The sequence below is a fragment of the Streptosporangium sp. 'caverna' genome, from assembly GCF_003203775.1.
Taxonomy (GTDB): domain Bacteria; phylum Actinomycetota; class Actinomycetes; order Streptosporangiales; family Streptosporangiaceae; genus Streptosporangium; species Streptosporangium subroseum.
Map to the genome: position 1 here is coordinate 10,343,344 of NZ_CP029711.1, position 20,682 is coordinate 10,364,025.

The following is a 20,682-nucleotide window of genomic DNA, read 5'->3' on the forward strand; positions in this document are numbered from 1 at the left end:
AGCGGTGCCCGTGACGCTCACAGCTGGGTCTGGCCGCCATTGACCTCGTACACCGATCCGGTGACGAACGACGCCTGGTCGGAGAGCAGGAAGTTCACCACGGCGGCGACTTCGTCCATCTCACCGGAGCGTCCCATGGCCGTCTTGGCCGCGATCGCGGCCCGCACCTCGGGCGGCAGGGATCGGGCGGAGGGCGCATCGATCGGACCCGGTGCGACGGCGTTGATCCGGATGTCGCGCTTGGCGTACTCGACCGCGGCCGAGCGGGTCAGTCCGACGACGCCGTGCTTGGAGGCCGAGTACGCGGCGCGCCCGGCGTGTGCCATCACGCCGGCGGTCGAGGCCATGTTGACGATCGCCCCGCCGCCATGCTCGACGAAGTAGGCCAGCTCGGCCCTCATGCTGTAGAAGACGCCGGTGAGATTGACGCTGATCACCCGCAGCCAGTCCGCCGGATCGATCTCGTGGACATCGATCAGGTTCGGGGTGACGCCGGCGTTGTTGAACGCGATGTCGAGCCGCCCGTACGTGGACGCGGCGAACTCCACAAGCCGCTGAGTCTCCTCGAAGACCGACACGTCGACGACGAACGGTGTGGCCTCGCCGCCGGCGGCGGCGATCTCCCCGGCGACCCGTCCGGCCGTGTCCCGGCTCCGATCGGCAACGATGATCTTGGCGCCTTCCCGGGCGAGCCGTTTGGCGCCCGACTCGCCGAGTCCCGAGCCGGCGCCGGTGACGATGCCAACCTTTCCCATGACAGACATGGTGGTTTCTCCCTGATGTGTGCTGCGTCGTGGGATGCCGCGAACGAGCGGGCGGTCAGCTCTTGGGGGCCATGACGGTGAAGACCGCTCCGGCCGGATCGAGGAAGACGGCGATGTGACCCGCTCCGATGTCCGTGGGGGGCATGAGTTGCGTGCCGCCCGCGTTGACGGCCGTTTCGGCGGTCGCCGCGGCGTCGGCGACGGTGAAGTAGACGTCCCAGTAGGGCGGAATGTCCTTCGCCATCGCCGGCGGGCGGGGAAGAAGCCCGGCGATCGATCGACCGTCGAGCCGCCACTCCCGGCGATTCATCGGGCCCTCGGGTCCGGTGACGGTCCACCCGAACACCGACCCGTAGAAGGCGGCGGAGGAGTCGACGTCGTCGCTGATCAGTTCGGCCCAGGAGAACGTGCCGGGTTCGTTGACCGCCGCGGCGCCCTTGCGGTCACCGGCCTGCCAGACCGCGAACCGGGCCCCACTGGGGTCGGCGAAGACGATTTCCCGTCCGGCACCCGAGGCGTCTTCCGGGCCGACGATCGAGGCGTCGCCGGACCGGGAGAGGATCGTGCCGCCGGCGGCGGTGACCTTGCTCGCGACCTCGTCGACGTCGGCCACGGCGGCGTAGGCCGTCCAGCCGGGACGGCCGGGCTCCCGGATCGACCCGACCCCGGCTGCGGGGCGTTCCCGCAGGAGCGCCGTCCGATATCCGTTGGCCTCCGGTGACGTGTCGCCGAACTCCCAGCCGAACAGCGTGGCGTAAAACCTCGCCGCGGCATCCGGGTCGGGGGATTGGAGGCCGACCCGGCTGGGCGTTCCGAGTTCGCGGTTGTCGATGTCCACGTCTGCTCCTTCGATCGATGCCTGGTCCACGCTGATGACAACCATAGACAGTTGTGTCAGTCAATGACAAACCCAACAGTAAGCGACTGGAATGACAGCGTGCTGCTACCATGGGAGCCATGACTAGCGCACCGGTCTCGCAGCGCGGCCTCCGCGAGGTGACCCGCCGGGCGGTCCAGGCGGAGATCGCCGCCAGAGCGATGGAGCTCTTCCTGGAGCAGGGATTCGACGAGACGACCGTCGACCAGGTCGCCGCCGCCGTCGGCATGTCCGGGCGCAGCGTGTTCCGCTACTTCGCCACCAAAGAAGACATGGTCCTGGGAGACATGCTTCAGATAGGCCACGCGCTGGCCGCCGCGTTACAGTCCCGGCCGGCCGAGGAGCCGCCCTGGGAGGCGTTGCGACGAGCGCTGGACGAGCCCCTTGACGCCCTCAAGAGCGACGGCGGCAAGGCGTTGGCCAGGGCGACCATGCTGGCGACCACCCCCGCGCTCCGGGCCGCCGCGCAACAGAAGCACACCCAGTGGGAGGAGTTGCTCCTTCCCTACGTCGTTCAACGCATGACGGGGCCCGCGGCCACGCGCGAACTGCGCGCCCACGCGATCGTCTCGGCCGCGCTCTCATGCCTGGACGTGGCAGTCGAGATGTGGACGAGATCCGGCGGAACGAAGGCGCTGGACACCCTGCTGGACACGGCCATCCAGGCGGTTCGCAGCTAGCCGGAATCGTCCGGCCCACGTCGCGGCAATCGGCCGGCCACAGGCCGGCTCGGTCGGCCTGGTCGGCCGCGTGAACGGCACGCGCACGGTGTTCGCCCTGACGTTGAAGACGTCTACCGCTCCGGGCACGTCCGTCTCCGTGATGCGGGCCAGGTCGGGACCCTCAGCGCCCTCGGCTGCCATGTCCGCGGATCGTCCGGGAAAAACTTCGCTCACGAGCGACGATTCCGTCCCGCCGCGGGGGTCTCCCCTTCGACCGACCGTTGCCGCCCCTGCCAGAAGGCCACCCATGACCTCGACCGGACACCACCCCGCGCCCACGTGGTTCGGCGCTCCGCGAGCGCGACGCTTCCACCAGGCGATGTTCGGCTGACCGGTGAATACCATTGACGAGACCTCCGTGCTCGTCGACCCTGACGGCAGCCCCGCCGGCCTGCTGAGCCCCTGACGACCGAGACCGCCCGACACCTACCCCCCGGCTGCTCCGGCCCAGGCGCAGCGAAGGTCACGACCCACGACAGGAGACCGTCCGACATGGCCGCGACAGAACCGAGAGCAGACCGCCACCGCGTGACCGACATCTGGCCGCTGGTCCACGCCGAGCGAGCGGCCCTGGCGGCCGACCTCGCGGATCTGACCGACGAGCAGTGGACGACGCCCTCACTGTGCACCGAGTTGACGGTGCGCGAGGTGCTCGCGCACCTCACCGCGGGAGCGAGCCTCAACACCGTACGGTGGATGGCGGGCGTGATCCGCTGCCGGTTCGACTTCGACAAGCAGGTGGCCATGCGGCTGGCCGAGCAGCTCGGCGCGACCCCGGCCGCGACGCTCGAAAGGTTCCGCCGCGTCATCACGAGCACGACCAAGCCGCCCCTCCCGGCCGTGGCGCTGCTCGGTGAGTCGATCGTGCACGGGGAGGATATCCGACGGCCGCTGGGCATCCGCCGTGCCTACCCGATCGAGACGATCACGAAGGTGGCCGAGTACTACCAGGGCTCCGACCTCGTCATCCCGGCCAAGGGACGGATCGCCGGCCTGCGGCTCGTCGCCGGTGACGGACCCTTCACCACCGGCTCGGGGCCGCGCGTGTCCGGCACCACACTGGCGCTGACGATGGCGATGGCCGGGCGCACGGCGTACTGCGACGAACTCGAAGGCGACGGTGTCGCGACCCTGCGGGACCGCTGCGAGACGGCGTGACCCGGGCACATCGGGCCAGGTGCGCCGGTATCAGGCGCCGAGCAGCGGTGACGGCGCCGTCGTGGCCCATCCCCCGTCAACGCTGATGATCTGGCCGGTGATGTACGACGAGGCGGGTGAGCTGAGGAAGAGCACGGCGGCGGCGATGTCCTCGGGCTCGCCGACGCGGCCGAGTGGCACCTTCGTGAGGTAGCCGGCCCGAACGGTCTCGTTGTCGACGATCCACGCACCGAGGTCCGAACGGGTCGCCCCGGGGCTCACAACGTTGACGCGCACCTGTCCGTGGCCCCATTCGGCGGCCAGCGCCAGGGTGTACGACTCCAGTCCGCCCTTCAGCGCGCTGTACAGGCTGGTACCGGCCATGCCTTGCCTGCTCAGGCTCGAGGAGATATTCACGATGCTGCCGCCGCCGTTCCTCGCCATGTCCGCGGCGGCATGTCCCGCGAGCAACAACGGCGCACGGAGGTTGAGGGCCCATCCCCGGTCGGCAGCCTCCGTGGTGAGCTCGTCACTCCGGCCACCGCCTCCTCCGCCGGCGTTGTTGACCAGCACATCGATCGTGCCTACCGCCTCCCTGGCCTGGTCCAGCACGGCCAGGGGCGCCCCCGCCTCGTAGAGGTCCGCCGCGATCACCACCGGGTTGTTCGGCAGCTCCGCGGCGAAGGCGTCGAGCGTGGATCTGTCCCGCCCCACGAGCACGAGTCGCGCGCCGGCACCGGCCAGGCTCCGGCTGATGCTCGCGCCGAGCCCTCGGGCACCACCGGTGACAAGCGCGGTCCTACCCGCCAGCGGAAGATCCAGATGGACGGCGGTGGTGACTGTGGACATGAACGGCTCCTGGTGACTCTGAACAATCGACTGAGGGCACGATCTGAAATGCCGCAGACGCGGGCTGATCCCACGTAGGCCGCGAGGATCCACGACGGTGACGTCGAGGTCAGCGCGTGATGGCACGCACGCATGACGTTAGGGGCGACGCCGACCGTGAAACAGGCACCGATTTATGCTGGTGTGCCTGCTAACAGGCATCGGCGGACGGGGGCCCGATTCGATGGAGGACATGGTCCAGCGCAAGGAACTCGCGGAGTTCCTGCGGTCGCGACGTGAATCGACCGCCCCGGCCACTCTGGGCCTGCGCCCCGGGCCACGCCGACGCACACCGGGGCTGCGGCGGGAAGAGCTGGCTCAACTGTCCGGGCTCAGCGTCACCTGGTACACCTGGCTGGAGCAGGCCCGCGACATCAGCGTCAGCCGGCAGGTCATCGACAGCCTGGCGCGCGCGCTCCGCATGGCCGCACCCGAGCGCGCTCACCTGTTCACTCTCGCGGGGCTCGCCTCGCCCGCGGAGAGGACCGACAGCCCGAATCTCGACGACACGCTGCGCCGCCTGATCCACACGCAGCACCCCAACCCGGCCTACGTCACCAACCCCTGGTGGGATCTCCTCGCCTACAACCGCACCTATGCCACGCTGCTCGGCGGGCTCGACGACCGTCCGGCCATCGAGCGCAACAACGCCTGGCTGATCTTCACCGACGACCACGTCCGTGACCTGTTCGTCGACTGGCGCACCGAAGCCCGCAAACTCCTCGGCCAGCTCCGGGTGAACCTCGCGCGCTACAACCGCGATCCCCGCGGTCGCGAACTCGTCGAGGCTCTCCGTGTGGCCAGCCCCGCGTTCACCGAACTGTGGGAAGAGCACGAGGTACGGCGCTTCCACGTATCCCGGAAGAGCATTCGCCATCCCGGGGCGGGGATGTTCACCTTCGACTACATCAAACTCGCCACCGCCGACCACGAGCAACAACAGCTCCTGGTCTTCCTGCCGGCGGACGCGGCCACCGCCGCGAAATTGCTGGATCTGTGACGCCTGGGGCAGCCTCCGGCGTGCTGTCACCGGACGTGTTCAGGACCGGGTTTCCGGCGTTCGCGGGACCTCCGGCGGCAGGATGCGCGTCACCATGTCGCCGATCAGACCGTCGAGGGGGTAGGGCGCGAGGAGGCCGGGCACGGTGAGGTCGTCCACGATCAGCCCGCGCATGGCGAGGTAGAGCAGCACGACCGCATCGCGGTCACCGGGCAGACCGGCGTCGAGGTGGAAGCGGATGTTCTCGTCGAGCTCCGTGCTGAAGACACGGGTCAGCTCGGCTTGCAGCTCGGGGCGTCGAGTGGCCTCCAGGCGCAGTTCCAGCATGGCCAGGTGACTGCTGCGGTCACCGCGCACGCGCTCGATGAGCTGGTGCATCAGCGTGGTCACCAGCTCGCGGGAGGGCTCCGCCTTCATGGTGTCGCCCAGCGCGGACGCGTCGGGGGTCATGCGTTCGCGGGTGCGCTCCATGACCTGGCGCAGCAGTTCGGCGCGGTTGGCGAAGTAGTTGGACGCCGTGCCGTTGGGGACGCCCGCCTCGGCGTCGACGGCGCGCAGCGTCAGCCCGCGCGAGCCTTCGCCGGCGAGGACTTCGATGGCGGCGTCGAGCAGAGCCGTACGGCGTTCCGGGTTCTGTCGCATGGAGATCTCCAAGAAGCTCATTGACACCACTGCAAGTGAAGTACTACGTTCAAACCACTTCAGTCAGAGTACATCGATTGCACCGCCTTGAAAAGGAACCAACCGAATGCGCAAGCTGACCTACTACATCGCCTCGACCCTCGACGGCTTCATCGCCGGCCCCGACGGGCAGTTCGACTTCTTCTCCTTCGAGGGAGACTCCGCGGCGGCCATCCTGGCCGATTATCCCGAGACCATTCCGATCCAGGCCCGCGAGCCGCTCGGCCTGACCGGCGTCGCGAACAAGCGGTTCGACACGATCCTGATGGGCCGCGGCACCTACGAACCCGGCTTGGCCGTCGGCGTCACCAGCCCCTACCCCCACCTGAAGCAGTACGTGTTCTCCCACACCCTGACCGGCGCCGACCCGGAGGTGGAGATCGTCTCCAGCGATCCGGCGGAGCTCGTCCGGGGCCTGAAGCAGCAGGACGGAATGGACATCTGGCTGTGCGGCGGTGGGAAACTGGCCGCCCAGCTGCTGCCGTACATCGACGAGCTGGTCATCAAGCTCAACCCGATCGTCCTCGGCTCCGGTATCCCCCTGTTCGACGGCCCCTTCGCCCCGACCCGCTTCACCCTCACCGCCACCCGTCCCTTCGACACCGGCGTGGTGATCATGACCTACGCCGGGAACTGACCCCTTCCGCCACCCCGGAACCCCCTCCTGCTCATTCCACCGGCACGGAGTCGGTTCCATCTGTTCCGCCGCTTATCGGAGGCATCATGTTGTTCCGTCCCACGACCGAGGCCGACCTCGATCGTGTCATCGCCTGTACGGTCGACGAGCCCATCAGCTGGATCCCCGCCGACCGCTACCTGGCGGAGCTGGCCGAGGGAATGTACCGGCCGCAGTGGACCTGGATCGCCGAGGACGGCGAGCGGGTGGTGGCTCGCGCGCTGTGGTGGGGGCAGTCCGGCAGCGAGCACCCGATCGCACTGGACTGCCTGTACGTCGACGCTTCCGTCCCCGACCGCGCGGCCGTGGCGGCCGAGCTGCTCGCCGCGGGCCTGCGGGAGTTCGGCGAGCAGGGCGCGCGCAGGCTTCCGCTGTACAACCTGACGCTGCCCAACGGCTGGCGCGCCGACGTGGCCGCCAGCGCCGCCCTGGCCTGGCGGCGGGAGGCCGCGCTGGCGGCCGGGCTGACCGACCAGGTGGAACGGCTGCGCTTCGAGTGGACGCCTGACCTCGGCGTTCCCGCCTCCCGCGGCCGGCTCATCTTCGCCGACGCCTCCGACGAGGAGTTCCTGGAGGTGTTCCGCCGGATCGCCGAGGGCAGCCTGGACGCCGAGACCCGCAAGAACCTCGCCACCAAGGGCGCCGAGGCCACCGCCCGTCACGAGATGGACTTCTATCTCGGCTGCCTCGGCGAGCGCGAGTGGTGGCGGATCGCCTATACCCCCGAGGGCGCGGTCGCCGGGCTGGCGATCCCGTCGGCGACGCCGTACAACGTCAACGTCGGCTACCTCGGCGTCGTCCCGGAGCTGCGCGGCCACGGCCACGTCGACGACATCCTCGCCGAGATCACCCGCATCCACGCCGAGAACGGCGCGGAGCTGATCACGGCCACCACCGACACGACCAACGCGCCGATGGCCGCGGCCTTCGAGCGCGCCGGCTACCGCAACACAGAGATCCGGATGCTCTTCTCCGCGCCGTCCGACTGACGGCCCCAAGCTCGTGGGCTTACGGGCCTCCTCCACGCGCGGCCGCCGGGCGAGCTCGCGCGGCATGGACGGCCGGCCCGGGCGCGCATCGCACAACGGCCGGCCCGGGCGCGCATCGCGTACGTCGTTCCGGTCCGCGCCGGGTGCCGCCTACCAGGCGACGACGCCCTGGTTGCTGGGCTGAACCGTGCCGACCTGGAGCGACTTGAAGGTGATGCCGGACCGCTCCGGGCTCGGGAAGCCCTCCAGGGTCGCCGCCACGAGCGGCCCGCCCTTCGCGAGCCCGACCTTGACGGTGTTGCCGGTCGGGCAGTCAGTGGCCGCCTTGTCGCAGATCGTCCACTTGATACCGGCGAACGCGCCCGTACCCGGGGCCAGGTCGGCCGGCACCGACTCGCCCGGCTCGGCGACGTCCTTCGTCGGCACGTTCACCGCCTTGTCGGCCGCGTTCACGAGCGTGATCACCGGCCAACCGCCCACGCTGCAGGTACGGCCGGACGCGTTCGTCAGCTGGACGAGCGCCATCCGGCTGTCGCCCTCGCGTCGTTGCGGCTGCTCGGTGAGGGTCACCGTGATGTCGGTCGCCGTACAGGCCGGCACGGCCTCCGGTGTGCCGTCACCGACCGGCGCGGGCGACGTGGCAGTCGGATCGTCGCCCACGCTCGGCGCGACGCCGGTCGGGGTCGACGTGACCGGGGGCGTGTTCGATGCGGATCCTGCCGTCGTGGGGGCGACCGGCGACGAGGTCCCGCAGGCCGAGATCATCATCCCCGGTACGGCGAGCAGCAGAACCGCCCTGGCACAGTTGACGGTCCAGCGGGCCGTACGACGTCGCGACACCACGTTCTTCCCAATCCCTCGTTGACGGGTCACGGTTGCCGAGCACCCGGTCTCCCTCGGACACCGGTTCGGCGAACGCGTTTCGAACACAGCACGGCTCCGGCGTCGAAATGGTTCAACCACGACGCCGGAGCGAGCATGTAGCGCAACGACTCTACGAGGACCGCGCCGGAGCCACTGATGACGAGTACGGCTCTCGCGCGGCCGCTCCCCCGTTCAGGCTCACCCGAAGGGTGCTGTCACCGGGCGATCTCGGTCGTGCCGCCCGAGTCGATCGACCTCGGGGCCGGCTGATCCGATCCTAGGAGTTGGTGACGACCCGGTGCGAACGGGGGTCCGCATCAACCGGCAGGTCCCCCCGGCGATCACGCCACGAGGCAAGCAGCGCGAGCGCGACGATGATCTGCACCGCCAGGATGGATGCCTGCGTCACGGGCGAATTGACGCTCAGCAGCGCCACCGTCGTGTTGATTCCGAAGTGGACCGCGATCGCCGCCACAACCCCGGCACGCTCGTAGGCATAACCGGTCAGCAACGCCATCGGAATGACGCTGAGTGTGAACAGCAACCCGCTCCAGCTGATCAGACCGAATGTGGCCTGGACGGTCCCGGGGATGAAGAACAGCGGCAGATGCCATACCGCCCAGACGACACCCAGCAGCAGGCCGGCCTGAAGGCGGCTCATCGACGCGCGCAGGCGTGGGTATGCCGTGCCGCGCCAGCCGGGCTCCTCGGCCAGCGGACCGCCGATCAGCATGCTGACGATGAACGGCACGGGTCCGCCGACGGTCGCGATCAGTTTCTGCCCCTCCGTCAGGCTCACCGCGGGACCGCCCAGGAGATCCGCGAGCAGCGCGGCTGCCAGCACGGTTGCCGATGCCATCACCAGCAGGGGCAGCACCCAGAACAGCCGCAGGCCCAGCCGGAGCCTCACCGTATGGGCGGGGACGGGTTGACGGCGGCGGGCGCGGCGCACCCGGACCGCGATCGCGCCGAGCACCGGGCCGAAGCCGCCGAGCAGGTAGGGGATGACGGTGGGAGAGCTCATCGCCGGTCCACCGAGTTTGATCGCGACAAACCAGAAAGCCCAGGTCGTCGCGAACGTGACAGCCCAGAAGAGGGCAAGGCCGCTTTTCTGACTAACGGGGGGTGTGATGGTCACGCTTTTTCCCTTTCACGAGTATCGCAGGAAGGAATTCCTGATTCCTTCCGCGGGGGACGAGCGGAAACGGCAATCGAAGTGCTCTTGGAGGTCAGCGCGGACCGATACGGCCGGCGGCGAGTCCGAGAGCAACAAAAAACAAGCGCGCCGAACAGAGGCAGTGCCCTATCGGCACCGACCGGACGAAATGATCGGACTAAGGATTTTTAACTAGGAAGTTTTCGTCCCGCCGGGAGGATCCGCACGCCCCGCGGCGCGAATCTCCTGGGGCGTCTCCCGGAGCCGGTGAGCGAGCCAGCCGGCCACCTGTGCGAGCAGGTCGGCGTCGACCGGCCGGCGCAGCAGCCGGGGATAGGAGCGCGCCGACGGACGGCCGGGGTCACGACGCAACAGGTGGGTGAGGTCGGGGATCCGGTGGACCTCGACCTCGCCGGGCACCAGCCTGCGGATCTCGTCCAGGTCCGCGGGGTCGACCTGGACGTCCTTGCCGCCGGTGATCGCCAGGACGGGGACCCGGATGTTCGCCAGGTCGGGGCGCGGGTCATGGCTGAGCAACTCCCGCATCCACCGGGCGTTCATCGGCACCCCGACGACGCGCGCCACGTCCGTGCTGGTCGTCTTGATCCGAGCCAGCTGCCGGTCGGCCAGGGCTCGCAGAGCCGGCAGCAGCGGCCGCACGAGCGCGGGGAGATCGCGGGCGATCATCCCGGCCTGCCAGCGCAGGGCGTCCTCGCCCAAGCGGGCGAACCCGGCCAGCAGCACCACCGCCGCAACCCCCGGGTGCGCGCCGAGGGACATGGCGTGGACGGCACCCTCGCTGTGCCCGACCACGCCGATGGCGTCCGCCCGAATGTCGGGCCGTACGGCCAGGGCACGTAGTGCGGCGGCGGCATCGCGACGGTTGTCGGCGAATCCGGTCGCGCGCCAGTCGCCGGATGTGGCACCGACGCCGCGCCGGTCATACCGCAGTGTGGCGATCCCGTCCTTCGCGAGCGCGGCGGCCAGTGGTGGTCCGAGCTCCATGCGGAGCCGTCCGGTGTTGGCGTCGCGGTCCAGCCGCCCGGATCCGTGCAGCAGCAGAACGGCCGGGTGCGGGCCGGGGCCCGCGGGCAGGGTCAGGGTGCCGACCAGGGGCAGTCCGTCGTCCGCGGTGACTGTCATGTCGACGTCCCGCATGTCCCGCCTCCTCTCATCATTATCGATCGTGCGAACTTTATCATCTGTGAGAACATTACCGTATGTGAGAACATGGGTTCATGGCAACCGCAGATCTTCTCCTGCATCCCGTCCGGATGCGCATCCTGCAAGCGCTGTTCGACGCCGATCCGCTGACCACCTCACAGCTGCGAGACCGCCTGCCCGACATCGCACCGGCGACGATGTACCGGCACATCGCCGTGCTGGTCGACGGGGGTGCGCTGGAGGTGGTGGAGGAGAAACGGGTGCGCGGCACGGTGGAGCGCAGCTACCGGATGCGCAAGGAGCATGCGGCGGTCGACCCGGCCGCGCGGGCGGCGATGACGCGGGAGGACCACCTACGGGCGTTCACCACGTTCGCAGCGTCGTTGATGGCGGATTTCCACCGCTACCTCGCCCACAAGGACGCCGATCCCGCTTTGGATGGCGTGGTCTACCGGCAGGCAGCGGTGTGGCTGACCGAAGAAGAGTTCGCCGCGATGATCGAGGAGATCGAGAGCGCGGTCGTCGCACGGATGGGCAACGCCAGGGACGACGGCCGCATACGTCACGTCATCAGCCTCGTTGCCGTACCGGACCAACCCCGGACGGAAGCCGGGCCGGACGCCGGCGCCGAGCGGGGGTCCGATTGAACCGTCTCTCGCTCTTGCCGGGCAGTTCACAACCCGGGCGACAGGCGCCGCGGCCGTACCATCGGGCGGCGCCGTCTCTCGGGCGACCGCCGTTATCCTGCGGCAATGTCTGGTTCTGCGGACCGTCCGTTGCTGTTCCTCGATGTCGACGGACCACTCATTCCGTTCGGGGCGCCACAGCCGCATCTCGATGAGCGCTCCGGTAACCGGACAGCGCCGCCGGCAGCGGGCTCGAACCCTCTGCTGGCCAGGATCGATCCCCGGCACGGGTCGCGATTGTCGGCGCTGCCGTGTGACCTGGTGTGGGCGACGACATGGATGGCCGATGCGAACGAAGTGATCGGCCCGCTGCTTGGCCTGCCCGAGTTACCGGTAGTGGACTGGCCGGACTCGGAGGAGGAGAGCCCGCTGCACTGGAAGACCCGCGGCCTGGTCGACTGGGCGGCCGGGCGCTCGTTCGTCTGGGTCGATGACGAAATCACCGACGCCGATCGCGCCTGGGTGTCCGCCCACCATCACGGGCAGGCTCTCCTCCATCGCGTTGACCCTCGTCATGGCCTCACGCACACCGACTTCGCAGCCATCGCCGACTGGTTGGCCCAGCTGTAACCGAGCCAGCCGCGAGCCTCGCCGCCGCTCTTCCGGCAACACCAGAATGAAGATCACAAAGACTTCTCAATGCCCTCTCTGGGACCGTGAGAGCGAAGTGCTCAGCACCGTCAGCCTTATTTCATCGTGCGGTTGACCGAACAGGGTCACCAGCCTGCAAGAAATCCTGCCGGTGGACGTTGCCGTCACCGGAGATCAAAAAAGCCCCGAACGATGATCGTTCGGGGCTTTCATGCTGATCGGCGAGATGGTCGGGAGCGGGGCCGAACCACCGGCCTTCCGCGTCCGGAGGAAGGGCCCGTCGCTTCCAGGCCCTGTCCGGTGGAGTGGTGTCGGCCGGCGGAAGGACCAGCCGGACCGCTGATCCTTCCGCCGGATCGTTCTTGGGGCGTGACGCGCCGCACATCGGAAGCGTCGTGGTGGATCAGAAGGAGTGGCGGTAGTAGTTGCCCCAGTCGAAGTCGCGGGAGTTGCCCTCGCCGATGCGGGTGCGGAAGCCGTCGAAGCCGCTGTTGCGGCTGTAGCTGAACTTCCACTCGCTCTTGCCGCCGGTGAAGAACCGGCGGTTGTGCCAGCCGTTGTTGTCGTGCCAGCTGAAGTCGACGTAGGTGTTCTGGCGGTCGCGGTCGTGGTCACGGGCCTCGATGTCGAAGTAGTAGCGACCATTGGAGTAGTACCAGTAGCCCTTGTACTCCGAGCGCTCCCCGCGCGACTCGCCCCGGCCGAAGCTGGAGGAGCCGGAGAACCAGTGCTTGGTGTATTGCGCCTGGGCAACCGAAGCGGTGCTCGCCGCACTGGCGGTGGAGGCGGTGGCGGCCTGGGCGGGGGCGGCGGCGATGCCGGCCGCAAGGGCGCCGGCCAGGGCGGTGCCGACAAGGACGCTACGAAGCTTGCTCATGAGGGGATTTCCTTCTGGTGAGGACGCTCGGGTGAGCGGGTGGAGATCTTGGTGTCCGGTGCGCTTTTTGGTGCTGCGCGTTCCGGACAGCACTGACATTAGGCAGGGGGAAAGTCCCGTTCTGCGTACAAACGCACGCTCAGCGCCGAGCGTGCACTACGACACACAAACGACCCTGGTTTTCCCCGCTCCCGTGGTGGCACCTGATGGGACCGGACGACCTCCGACGGACCCGGGCAGCCACCAGAGCATGCTCACGGCGCAGCCCTGGACGCGCTGTGCCGTATCCCGCCCGCTCTTGAGTGAGCTTCTTGCGTCCCTGAGACCGCTCCCGGTTCTTCCGGATCTCGAAGTCCATCACATCCCCTCAGCTGGGGTGTTGCGACGACCGCTGGAACGGAAGCATCGTTCACGGGCCTTCGCAGAGTGCACGTCCTTATGCGGCTTCTTGGGGCGTGGAGGGACGGCTGTCGGTCCAGTCGACGATGATCTTCCTTTCGGCGAACAGCCACTGCCCGTCCCTGCGGACGAAGACGTCCTGGTTGCGGATGGACATCACCATCAGCATCCGCCGGCCGTCGTGTTCGAACAGGTGGTAGGCGAGGCAGTGGGTCTCGCCTGCGGCGCCGTCCTCGTTGAAGTCCACGACATGCTGACCGATGAAGTGCGTCGTGGCCTGGAAGGTGTTCAGAAATTCCAGTGCGTCGGTCAGCTCGGCGCGGCCCCGCAGGAGCTGGACGGGCTCGTTGCTCGCGGGGTCGCCCTGGTAGACGGCGAGACGGGCGTCCTCGGCGAACGGGCCGCCTGCCCTCTGGCGTCCCGGCGGTCGGCGTAGTGGGCGTAGAGATCAACGAGCCTGCGGACGGCCATCCGGTCGGCGATCTCCGGGAGAAGTGCTTCGGGGGATCCTGCACCCTGAGCGGTCATACGGGTTGCTCCTTTGTATTCGGTGCCGGGTCAGACGGTGACGTCGGTGGAGCGGCTGACTTCCTCCCAGCCGGCCACGTCCTCCAGCCGGGATGCCAGCTCGGCGCGGATGCCGTCGACCGCGTCGCCGCCCAGCGCCAGCCGCAGGGGTGGGTTGTCGCTGTGGACGGCGGTGACGATGGCGCTTGCGGCCTTGGCGGGATCGCCCTGCTCCTGGCCCCGCATCGAGTCGATGGCCGTGCGGAAGGCGCCGACGCTGCCGTGATACGCCTCCGGAACCGAAGTGAGGATCTTGCTCGCGTTGATCTGGGTACGGAACGCTCCGGGTTCGACGATCATCACGCGGACGCCGAGCGGGGAGAGCTCCCTGGCGAGCGTCTGCGACAGGCCCTCCAGGGCGAACTTGCCCGCATGGTAGGCGCCGAACCCGAGGTAGGTGACCTGTCCGCCCATGGAGCTCATCTGCACGATCGTGCCGCTGCCCTGCTCGCGCAGATGCGGCAGGACCGCCTTGGTGACCTCGGCGGCGCCGAAGAACACCGTGTCCATCTGGCTGCGCAGCTCGTCCATGCTGAACCCCTCGACGGCGCCGAAGAGCAGGTTGCCGGCGTTGTTGACCACGACGTCGATCCGGCCGTAGACGGCCAGTGTCGCCTCGACCGCGTCCTCGATGGAGGCGGAGTCGGTCACGTCCAGCGTGGTGGTGCTGACCCGGCCCCGGCCGAGATCCACCAGGTCGGCCAGGACCTCGGGGCGACGGGCGGTGGCCATCACCCGGTCGCCCGCGGCAACCGCGGCACGCACCAGCTCGCGGCCGAACCCGGTGGAACAACCAGTGATCAGCCAGACCCGGGACTGGTCGGCGGCGCTGTCGGACATCGGTGAACCCCCTTGTGCATGCGGGTCGCCACGTGCTTCCCGCTGTCCACCAGCCTGGCCGGGGGCCATGATCAAGATCCAACACTTGCTCGCTGCCCGCGCTACAGTCAGAAGCTGTGACCCATCCTGAGCTGCGGCAACTGCGATATTTCCTTGCGGTGGCCGAGGAGTTGAGCTTCACCAGGGCAGCGGAGCGCCTACTGATCGCCCAGCAGTCCCTCTCCCAGCAGATCACCGCTCTGGAGCGCCGGCTGGGGGTGCGGCTGTTCGACCGCGACAGCCGCGGCACCCGGCTGACCGCCGTCGGCGGGGTGTTCGTCTCCGAGGCCCGCGCCGTCCTGGAACGCACGGACCAGGCCCTCGCCGTCCTTCAGCGGGCCCAGCGGGGCGAGGTCGGCGACCTTCGCCTGGCCTTCTTGACCACCGTCGCCAACCATCTTCTGCCCCCCATCGTCCGAGCCCTGCGCGAGCGCCTGGCGGACCTGCGGATCACTACGGAATCGACGACCATCGCCGCCCTCGTCGAGGGCGTTACCAGCGGACGCTACGACGCCGCGTTCACCCGCCCGCCATTGGTCGACGGTCTCGCGTCCCGGACCTTGACCAATGAGCCCGTATGCGCCGTCCTGCCCGAAGACCACGCCTTGGCCCACCGCGCCGAACTGGATCTGCGGGACCTGGCGGAGGAACGCTGGGTCCTCACCCCGCCGAGTTCCTGGGAGCCCTGGCACCGGACCTATGACGACCACTTCCAGGAGGCGGGCTTCATTCCCAACATCGTCCATACCGACGCCAACCCCCAGAACCTCCTTGCTCTGGTCGCCGCCGGCGTCGGCATCACCCGCCTGGTCCGCTCTTCTCAGAGCCTCCGCCGTACCGGCGTCGTTTTCATCCCCTTCACCGACGCCTACGCCCCCACCGACGTCATCTGGCTGCCGCGTAACGACAACCCCGCGCTCCCACGCCTCCTTGAGATCGTCACCGACCTCGCGGCGACTCGTGACCTCACGCAGAGCGGATGATCCACCACAGCCGAGGCGGCCCGTACGCCCCCTGCCATGCCGAAGGCCGGTTGAGTGTGAAACTTCTGCGTACTGTTCTGCGTGGTCTGTGATCTTCCACGCGACTTGAATGGAGGACCTCGGACAGGTATCGAGCCCGTCCATCCAGGCCAGGAGTGACCATGACGGCAATCAGGAACGTCGTGCTCGTGCACGGTGGCTTCGTGGACGGATCCGGTTGGCAGGGTGTCTACGACGACCTCGCCAGGGACGGCTTCCGCATCCGGATCGTGCAGAACCCGACGCTGTCGCTGGAGGGTGACGTCGCCGCGACCCGCCGGGTCCTGGACGCGCTCGACGGCCCGGCCGTCCTGGTCGGCCACTCCTACGGCGGGGTCGTCATCAGTGAGGCCGGCTCCCACCCCAACGTGGCGGCACTCGCGTACATCGCCGCGTTCGCCCCCGACAAGGGCGAGTCGGTCAACACGCTCATCGCCGACCCGCCGCCCGGCGCGCCCGTCCCGCCGATCCTGCCCCCGCACGACGGTCTCCTCTATCTCGACCGTGACAGGTTCCACAACGCGTTCGCCGCCGATCTGCCCGCGCAGGTGGCCGCGTTCATGGCCGACGCGCAGGTCCCCTGGGGCGTGGACGCCCTCGGCGGCGCGGTCACCGAGCCGGCCTGGCGGCACAGGCCCAGCTGGTACCTCGTCGCCACCGAGGACCGCATGATCCCGCCGCCGGCCCAGCGCGCCATGGCCGAGCGCGCCGGAGCGTTCGTCGTCGAAGCCATCGGCAGCCACGCCGTCTACGTCTCACAGCCCGCCGCGGTCGCCGGCCTCATCCGCCAGGCCGCCGCCTGATGTCGGCCGTCACGCGCGACGTGCTTGTGCTGGGGCCGGCCGACCGCTTCATCACGGCCCGGCCGACGATCACCGAGCGCACGGCCGGGGCGCGCGTGGCGCAGATCTTCGCCACGCCGGGGTCGCACGACTCAGGTCTTCGCCACGCCGGGGTCGCGCGACTCGCCGGGTTCGCGCTGCCGCGTCCTGGCGGTGCGTACGCGCATCCGCGCGGGCCGGCATTGGACGGCTCGGGGCGTGCGGTGTGAGCATCGTTCTCGTGAAACCGCACGACCTCGTGGGTCGAGACGCCGAACTGCGTGACCTGTTGGCACTGCTGGACGGCTTGAAGGAGGGCGGCGGCGCGCTCGTGTTGAGCGGCGCGGCGGGCGTCGGCAAATCGGCGCTGCTCGGGGCCGCCACGGCCGAGGCCGCGGCCAGGAGGGCGCGCGTGCTGACCGTGACCGGCGTGCCCGCCGAAGGTCAGGTCCCGTACGAGGGTCTGCGCAGGCTGCTCGCGGGGACCGGATTCCCGCCCGGCGATCTCGACGGCGGGCCGCTGCGCGTCGCGATGTCCGTACTGCACCGGCTGTCCGCGCTGGCGGGCGACACGCCCGTGATGCTCGCCGTCGAGGACGCGCACTGGCTGGACGGGCCGAGCTGGGAGGCGCTCGCGTTCGTCGGGCGCCGGCTGCGTTCGGACGCGGTGGTGCTGCTGGCGACCCTGCGCGACGACGCCGACGCGCAGGCCAGGCTCACCGTGTCGGGACTGCCCGCACTGACGGTGCCGCCGCTGACCGGCCAGGCGGCGGCGGAGCTGCTAGCGAGGGTCGCGCCCGACCTGGGCATCGCGCTGCGCGCCCGCGTGCTGGCGGAGGCGGCGGGCAACCCGCTCGCGCTGATCGAGTTCGCCGCGCTGGCGTCCCGGCAGGACCAGGAGTTGCTGGCGTCGAGCAGGCTGCCTCTGACGGAGCGGCTGGAGCGCGCGTTCGCCCAGGCACTCGCCGCGCTGCCCGCCGACACCAGGCTCCTGGCGCTCGTCGCCGCCGTCAACGAGGACGACACGATCGAGGAGAACACGCGGGCCGCGTCCCTGCTGGCGGGCGCACCGATCGAGGCGGCCGCGCTGGCCCCCGCGACCCGGGCGGGACTGGTCGTGGCCGACGCCGTGCGCGTCCGGTTCCGGCACCCGCTGATCAGGTCGGCGATCACCCAGGCGGCCGGGCCCGACCTGTTGCGCGACGCGCACGCCGCGCTCGCCGCCGCCCTGCCCGATGACGACGACCGCAGGATCTGGCACCGAGCGGCCGCCGCGACGTCCTACGACGACGACGTCGCAGCCGGGCTCGCCGACGCCGCGCTGCGCGCCGAAGACAGGGGCGCGTCGGGGCGTGCGCTGGAGGCGCTGGAGCGCGCCGCCTACCTCAGCGCCGACCCGGCCCGCCGGGGCACGTGGCTGATCGACGCCGCCATGATGGCCTGCGATCTCGGCGACCGTGCCGCCCTGGAACGCCTCGTCGTCCGCGCGGAGGACGCCGACCTCGCCCCGATCGACCGGTCCAGGCTCACCAACCTCCGCGACATCAGCCTGCATTTCGTGTGGACCGGCGTGGACCGGCTGTCCGACCTCGCCGGGTTCGTCGACGAGATGCGCGTACGTGACGGCTCGGCGTACGCCCTGAACTGGCTGTCCTGGGTCGGCCTGCGCTGGTTCTTCTCCAACCCCACGCGGGAGGCCCGCGCGCCCGTGCTCGCCGCGATCGACCGGCTGGACGTGTCTCCGGACGACCCTCAGCTCGTCACGTCACTCGCGATGATCGCACCGGTGGAGCGCGGCAGGCAGGTGCTGGCCCGGCTCGACGCGCTGAGCAGGGCGAGCTGGGTCAGCCCGCACAACCTGCTCCGGCTGGGCGTCGCGGCGAACGCGGTCGGGGCGTTCCCGCTGGGCGCGCGGCTGTACGCGGAGGCGATCGCGGGGATGCGGGCGCGGGGGCCGTTCGGGTCGCTCGCGCAGGCGCTCGTCGGGCAGGCGACGGCGGCGGCGCGACTCGCCGACACCCGGCTCGGGGTCGTCGCCGCCGCCGAGGCCAGGGCGCTGGCCGTGGAGACCAGGCAGCGGCAGTGGGTGTTCACCGTGGACGCCGTATCCGCCGAGATTCACGCGCTGCGCGGCGCGACGGACGTCGCGCGCGACCTCGCCGCGCAGGCCGAACGGGCGTTCCTGTCAGCGGGCGCGTACCCGATGCTGGCCCTGGTGCAGCTCGCGCGGGGGGCCGCCGAGCTGGCCGACGGGACCTTCGGCGCGGCCTGGGACGCGCTGCGCCCGATCTTCGACCCCAGCGAGGTCAGCCACAGCCAGTACGTGCGGCTGTGGGCGCTGCCGCACCTGGCGGAGGCGGCGCTGCTCAGCGGACGGCAGGAGGAGCTGCGCGCGGTCGCCGACGAGCTGACCCCGGTGATCGAGGAGAGCGGCTTGCCGATCGGGCACGTGGCGCTCGCCTACGTCAGGGCCGTCACCGCGCCCGACGAGACCGCGGAGGAGCTGTTCACGCAGGCACTGCGCGAGGACCTGGTCGGCTGGCCGTTCGAACGGGCGCGGCTGCGGCACGCGTGGGGCGCGTGGCTGCGCCGTCAGCGCCGCGCCGCCGAGGCCAGGGCTCCGCTGCGCGCGGCGGCCGAGGCGTTCGACGCCCTCGGCGCGGTGCCCTGGTCGGAGCGCGCGCTGCGGGAGCTGCGCGCGAGCGGCGAGCGGATCCGCCGCAAGCGCGACGCCCGCGACCGGCTCACCGCCCAGGAGCTCCAGATCGCGCAGCTCGTCGCGGACGGCCTGACCAACCGCGACATAGGCCAGCGGCTGTTCGTCTCGCCTCGCACGGTCAGCTCGCACCTTTCGCACATCTTCCCCAAGCTCGGCATCACGACGCGCGGCGAGCTGAGCCGTCTCATGGCCGCGAGGGAGGGCGATTACATCATTTGACGTACGCGAGGGGAGCCGCCCCGTTCCTACCGTGGGAGGTGTTCCACTCCTTCTCCCCTCGCAGAGGAAAGCCATGATCCGCAACATCGTGCTCGTCCACGGCGGCTTCGTCGACGGCTCCGGCTGGCAGGCCGTCTACGACCTGCTCGTCGCCGACGGCTTCCGCGTGTCAATCGTGCAGAACCCGACCCTGTCCCTGGCCGGGGACGTCGCCGCCACCCACCAGGTCATCGACGGTCTGGACGGCCCGTGCGTCCTGGTCGGTCACTCCTACGGCGGCGTCGTGATCAGCGAGGCCGGCGGCCACCCCAACGTCGCGGCGCTGGCGTACATCGCGGCCTTCGCCCCGGACAAGGGCGAGTCGGTCAACACGATCATCGCCGACCCGCCGCCCGGCGCGCCCGTCCCGCCGATCCTGCCCCCGGTGAACGGTTTCCTCTTCCTCGACCGGGACAAGTTCGCCGCGTCGTTCGCGGGGGACCTTCCCGCCGACCAGGCGGCGTTCATGGCCGACTCGCAGGTCCCCTGGGGCGTGGACGCCCTCGGCGGCGCGGTCACCGAACCCGCGTGGCGCGCCAAGCCGTCCTGGTACCTGGTGGCGACCGACGACCGGATGATCCCGCCGCCCGCACAGCACTCCATGGCGCAGCGCGCCGGCTCGACCGTCGCGGAGACGCCGGGCAGCCACTCGGTCTACCTGTCGCAGCCCGCCGCGGTCGCCGCCCTCATCCGCCAGGCCGCCGCCTGATCGCAGGCCCCGTTCGGGAAGAGACCGACGGAAAGGATCCGGCCAGGGGCGCCTCGCTGGCAGGGCCCCACCCCGGCCTGCCGGCGAGGCGCCGCGCGGGGTCGGGCATCAACGGGACGCTCGTTCGTCGGAACCGGGCACCTTGCCGGTCGCCGACGACCTGGTCATCGGTTGCGCCACGCCACCGGAGCATGCTTACGGCGCGGCCCTGGACACGCTGTGCCGCGCCCTGCCGC

22 protein-coding genes and 1 pseudogene are annotated in these 20,682 nt (G+C 70.0%); 12 read left to right on the forward strand and 11 right to left on the reverse strand.

What is annotated here, in order from left to right; all coding sequences use genetic code 11:
- Positions 1-17: 17 nt before the first annotated feature.
- Together DKM19_RS44665 and DKM19_RS44670 are read right to left on the reverse strand one after the other, a co-directional pair.
- Positions 18-764 (reverse strand): SDR family NAD(P)-dependent oxidoreductase, encoded by a 747-nt coding sequence (locus DKM19_RS44665; RefSeq protein WP_110704705.1) that lies wholly within the window; start codon positions 762-764, stop codon positions 18-20.
- A gap of 55 nt (positions 765-819) precedes the next feature.
- A complete protein-coding gene (locus DKM19_RS44670) occupies positions 820-1,602 on the reverse strand; it encodes a VOC family protein (protein ID WP_162642238.1) in 783 nt (260 codons plus the stop codon).
- 119 nt (positions 1,603-1,721) lie between these two features.
- Between DKM19_RS44670 and DKM19_RS44675 the strand changes: the two genes are divergently transcribed.
- Together DKM19_RS44675 and DKM19_RS44680 are read left to right on the forward strand one after the other, a co-directional pair.
- A complete protein-coding gene (locus DKM19_RS44675) occupies positions 1,722-2,321 on the forward strand; it encodes a TetR family transcriptional regulator (protein WP_110704707.1) in 600 nt (199 codons plus the stop codon).
- 570 nt (positions 2,322-2,891) lie between these two features.
- Positions 2,892-3,521 (forward strand): maleylpyruvate isomerase family mycothiol-dependent enzyme, encoded by a 630-nt coding sequence (locus DKM19_RS44680; protein WP_239513929.1) that lies wholly within the window; start codon positions 2,892-2,894, stop codon positions 3,519-3,521.
- A gap of 30 nt (positions 3,522-3,551) precedes the next feature.
- Here the strand turns inward: DKM19_RS44680 and DKM19_RS44685 are convergent, their stop codons facing one another.
- Complete coding sequence (locus DKM19_RS44685) at positions 3,552-4,349, reverse strand: SDR family NAD(P)-dependent oxidoreductase (protein WP_110704709.1); 798 nt, start codon at positions 4,347-4,349, stop codon at positions 3,552-3,554.
- 232 nt (positions 4,350-4,581) lie between these two features.
- On the opposite strand from DKM19_RS44685, the gene DKM19_RS44690 reads away from it, so the two are divergent.
- A complete protein-coding gene (locus tag DKM19_RS44690; protein ID WP_110704710.1) occupies positions 4,582-5,388 on the forward strand; it encodes a helix-turn-helix transcriptional regulator in 807 nt (268 codons plus the stop codon).
- A 39-nt stretch (positions 5,389-5,427) separates the two neighbouring features.
- Here DKM19_RS44690 and DKM19_RS44695 read toward each other — a convergent pair whose 3' ends face one another.
- Positions 5,428-6,030 carry a TetR/AcrR family transcriptional regulator gene (locus tag DKM19_RS44695; RefSeq protein WP_110706426.1) on the reverse strand — a complete coding sequence of 201 codons (603 nt, stop codon included), beginning with the start codon at positions 6,028-6,030 and terminating at the stop codon, positions 5,428-5,430.
- Positions 6,031-6,136: 106 nt separating this feature from the next.
- Between DKM19_RS44695 and DKM19_RS44700 the strand changes: the two genes are divergently transcribed.
- Together DKM19_RS44700 and DKM19_RS44705 are read left to right on the forward strand one after the other, a co-directional pair.
- A complete protein-coding gene (locus DKM19_RS44700) occupies positions 6,137-6,706 on the forward strand; it encodes a dihydrofolate reductase family protein (RefSeq protein ID WP_110704711.1) in 570 nt (189 codons plus the stop codon).
- A gap of 86 nt (positions 6,707-6,792) precedes the next feature.
- Complete coding sequence (locus DKM19_RS44705) at positions 6,793-7,734, forward strand: GNAT family N-acetyltransferase (protein ID WP_110704712.1); 942 nt, start codon at positions 6,793-6,795, stop codon at positions 7,732-7,734.
- 150 nt (positions 7,735-7,884) lie between these two features.
- Here DKM19_RS44705 and DKM19_RS44710 read toward each other — a convergent pair whose 3' ends face one another.
- The 3 genes from DKM19_RS44710 to DKM19_RS44720 all read right to left on the reverse strand — a co-directional run bounded on the left by DKM19_RS44710 (position 7,885) and on the right by DKM19_RS44720 (position 10,912).
- A complete protein-coding gene (locus DKM19_RS44710; protein WP_162642239.1) occupies positions 7,885-8,577 on the reverse strand; it encodes a DUF4232 domain-containing protein in 693 nt (230 codons plus the stop codon).
- A gap of 298 nt (positions 8,578-8,875) precedes the next feature.
- Positions 8,876-9,736: a CPBP family intramembrane glutamic endopeptidase gene (locus DKM19_RS44715; protein WP_110704714.1), complete on the reverse strand. Its 861-nt coding sequence runs from the start codon at positions 9,734-9,736 to the stop codon at positions 8,876-8,878.
- A gap of 210 nt (positions 9,737-9,946) precedes the next feature.
- Positions 9,947-10,912 (reverse strand): alpha/beta hydrolase, encoded by a 966-nt coding sequence (locus DKM19_RS44720; RefSeq protein WP_110704715.1) that lies wholly within the window; start codon positions 10,910-10,912, stop codon positions 9,947-9,949.
- A gap of 80 nt (positions 10,913-10,992) precedes the next feature.
- Between DKM19_RS44720 and DKM19_RS44725 the strand changes: the two genes are divergently transcribed.
- Both DKM19_RS44725 and DKM19_RS44730 read left to right on the forward strand, forming a co-directional pair.
- Positions 10,993-11,565, forward strand: a complete 573-nt coding sequence (locus DKM19_RS44725) for a helix-turn-helix domain-containing protein (protein WP_110704716.1) — start codon at positions 10,993-10,995, stop codon at positions 11,563-11,565.
- A 129-nt stretch (positions 11,566-11,694) separates the two neighbouring features.
- Positions 11,695-12,174 carry an HAD domain-containing protein gene (locus DKM19_RS44730; RefSeq protein ID WP_239513930.1) on the forward strand — a complete coding sequence of 160 codons (480 nt, stop codon included), beginning with the start codon at positions 11,695-11,697 and terminating at the stop codon, positions 12,172-12,174.
- A 424-nt stretch (positions 12,175-12,598) separates the two neighbouring features.
- Here DKM19_RS44730 and DKM19_RS44735 read toward each other — a convergent pair whose 3' ends face one another.
- The 4 genes and pseudogenes from DKM19_RS44735 to DKM19_RS44745 all read right to left on the reverse strand — a co-directional run bounded on the left by DKM19_RS44735 (position 12,599) and on the right by DKM19_RS44745 (position 14,878).
- Entirely contained in the window at positions 12,599-13,072 is a 474-nt protein-coding gene (locus DKM19_RS44735; RefSeq protein ID WP_110704718.1) for a hypothetical protein, read from the reverse strand.
- A 436-nt stretch (positions 13,073-13,508) separates the two neighbouring features.
- A pseudogene (locus tag DKM19_RS44740) lies at positions 13,509-13,808 on the reverse strand (nuclear transport factor 2 family protein); the annotation flags it as partial.
- On the reverse strand, positions 13,781-13,999 hold the full coding sequence (locus DKM19_RS51370) for a hypothetical protein (protein WP_204358511.1): 219 nt from the start codon (positions 13,997-13,999) through the stop codon (positions 13,781-13,783). The pseudogene DKM19_RS44740 and the gene DKM19_RS51370, both read right to left, overlap by 28 nt.
- Positions 14,000-14,029: 30 nt before the next feature.
- The gene (locus DKM19_RS44745) at positions 14,030-14,878 is read right to left on the reverse strand and encodes an SDR family NAD(P)-dependent oxidoreductase (protein ID WP_110704719.1); all 849 of its coding nucleotides are present in this window, start codon (positions 14,876-14,878) and stop codon (positions 14,030-14,032) included.
- 116 nt (positions 14,879-14,994) lie between these two features.
- On the opposite strand from DKM19_RS44745, the gene DKM19_RS44750 reads away from it, so the two are divergent.
- From DKM19_RS44750 to DKM19_RS44770, 5 genes are all read left to right on the forward strand, one after another.
- The gene (locus DKM19_RS44750; RefSeq protein WP_162642241.1) at positions 14,995-15,900 is read left to right on the forward strand and encodes a LysR family transcriptional regulator; all 906 of its coding nucleotides are present in this window, start codon (positions 14,995-14,997) and stop codon (positions 15,898-15,900) included.
- Positions 15,901-16,061: 161 nt separating this feature from the next.
- Positions 16,062-16,742, forward strand: a complete 681-nt coding sequence (locus DKM19_RS44755; RefSeq protein WP_110704720.1) for an alpha/beta fold hydrolase — start codon at positions 16,062-16,064, stop codon at positions 16,740-16,742.
- Positions 16,742-16,990 (forward strand): hypothetical protein, encoded by a 249-nt coding sequence (locus tag DKM19_RS44760; protein WP_110704721.1) that lies wholly within the window; start codon positions 16,742-16,744, stop codon positions 16,988-16,990. Before DKM19_RS44755 ends, DKM19_RS44760 begins: the two co-directional genes overlap by 1 nt.
- Positions 16,987-19,698 carry a LuxR family transcriptional regulator gene (locus DKM19_RS44765; RefSeq protein WP_110704722.1) on the forward strand — a complete coding sequence of 904 codons (2,712 nt, stop codon included), beginning with the start codon at positions 16,987-16,989 and terminating at the stop codon, positions 19,696-19,698. The genes DKM19_RS44760 and DKM19_RS44765 overlap by 4 nt, the downstream gene beginning before the upstream one ends.
- A 73-nt stretch (positions 19,699-19,771) precedes the next feature.
- Positions 19,772-20,446: an alpha/beta fold hydrolase gene (locus DKM19_RS44770; RefSeq protein WP_110704723.1), complete on the forward strand. Its 675-nt coding sequence runs from the start codon at positions 19,772-19,774 to the stop codon at positions 20,444-20,446.
- Positions 20,447-20,682 lie beyond the last annotated feature (236 nt).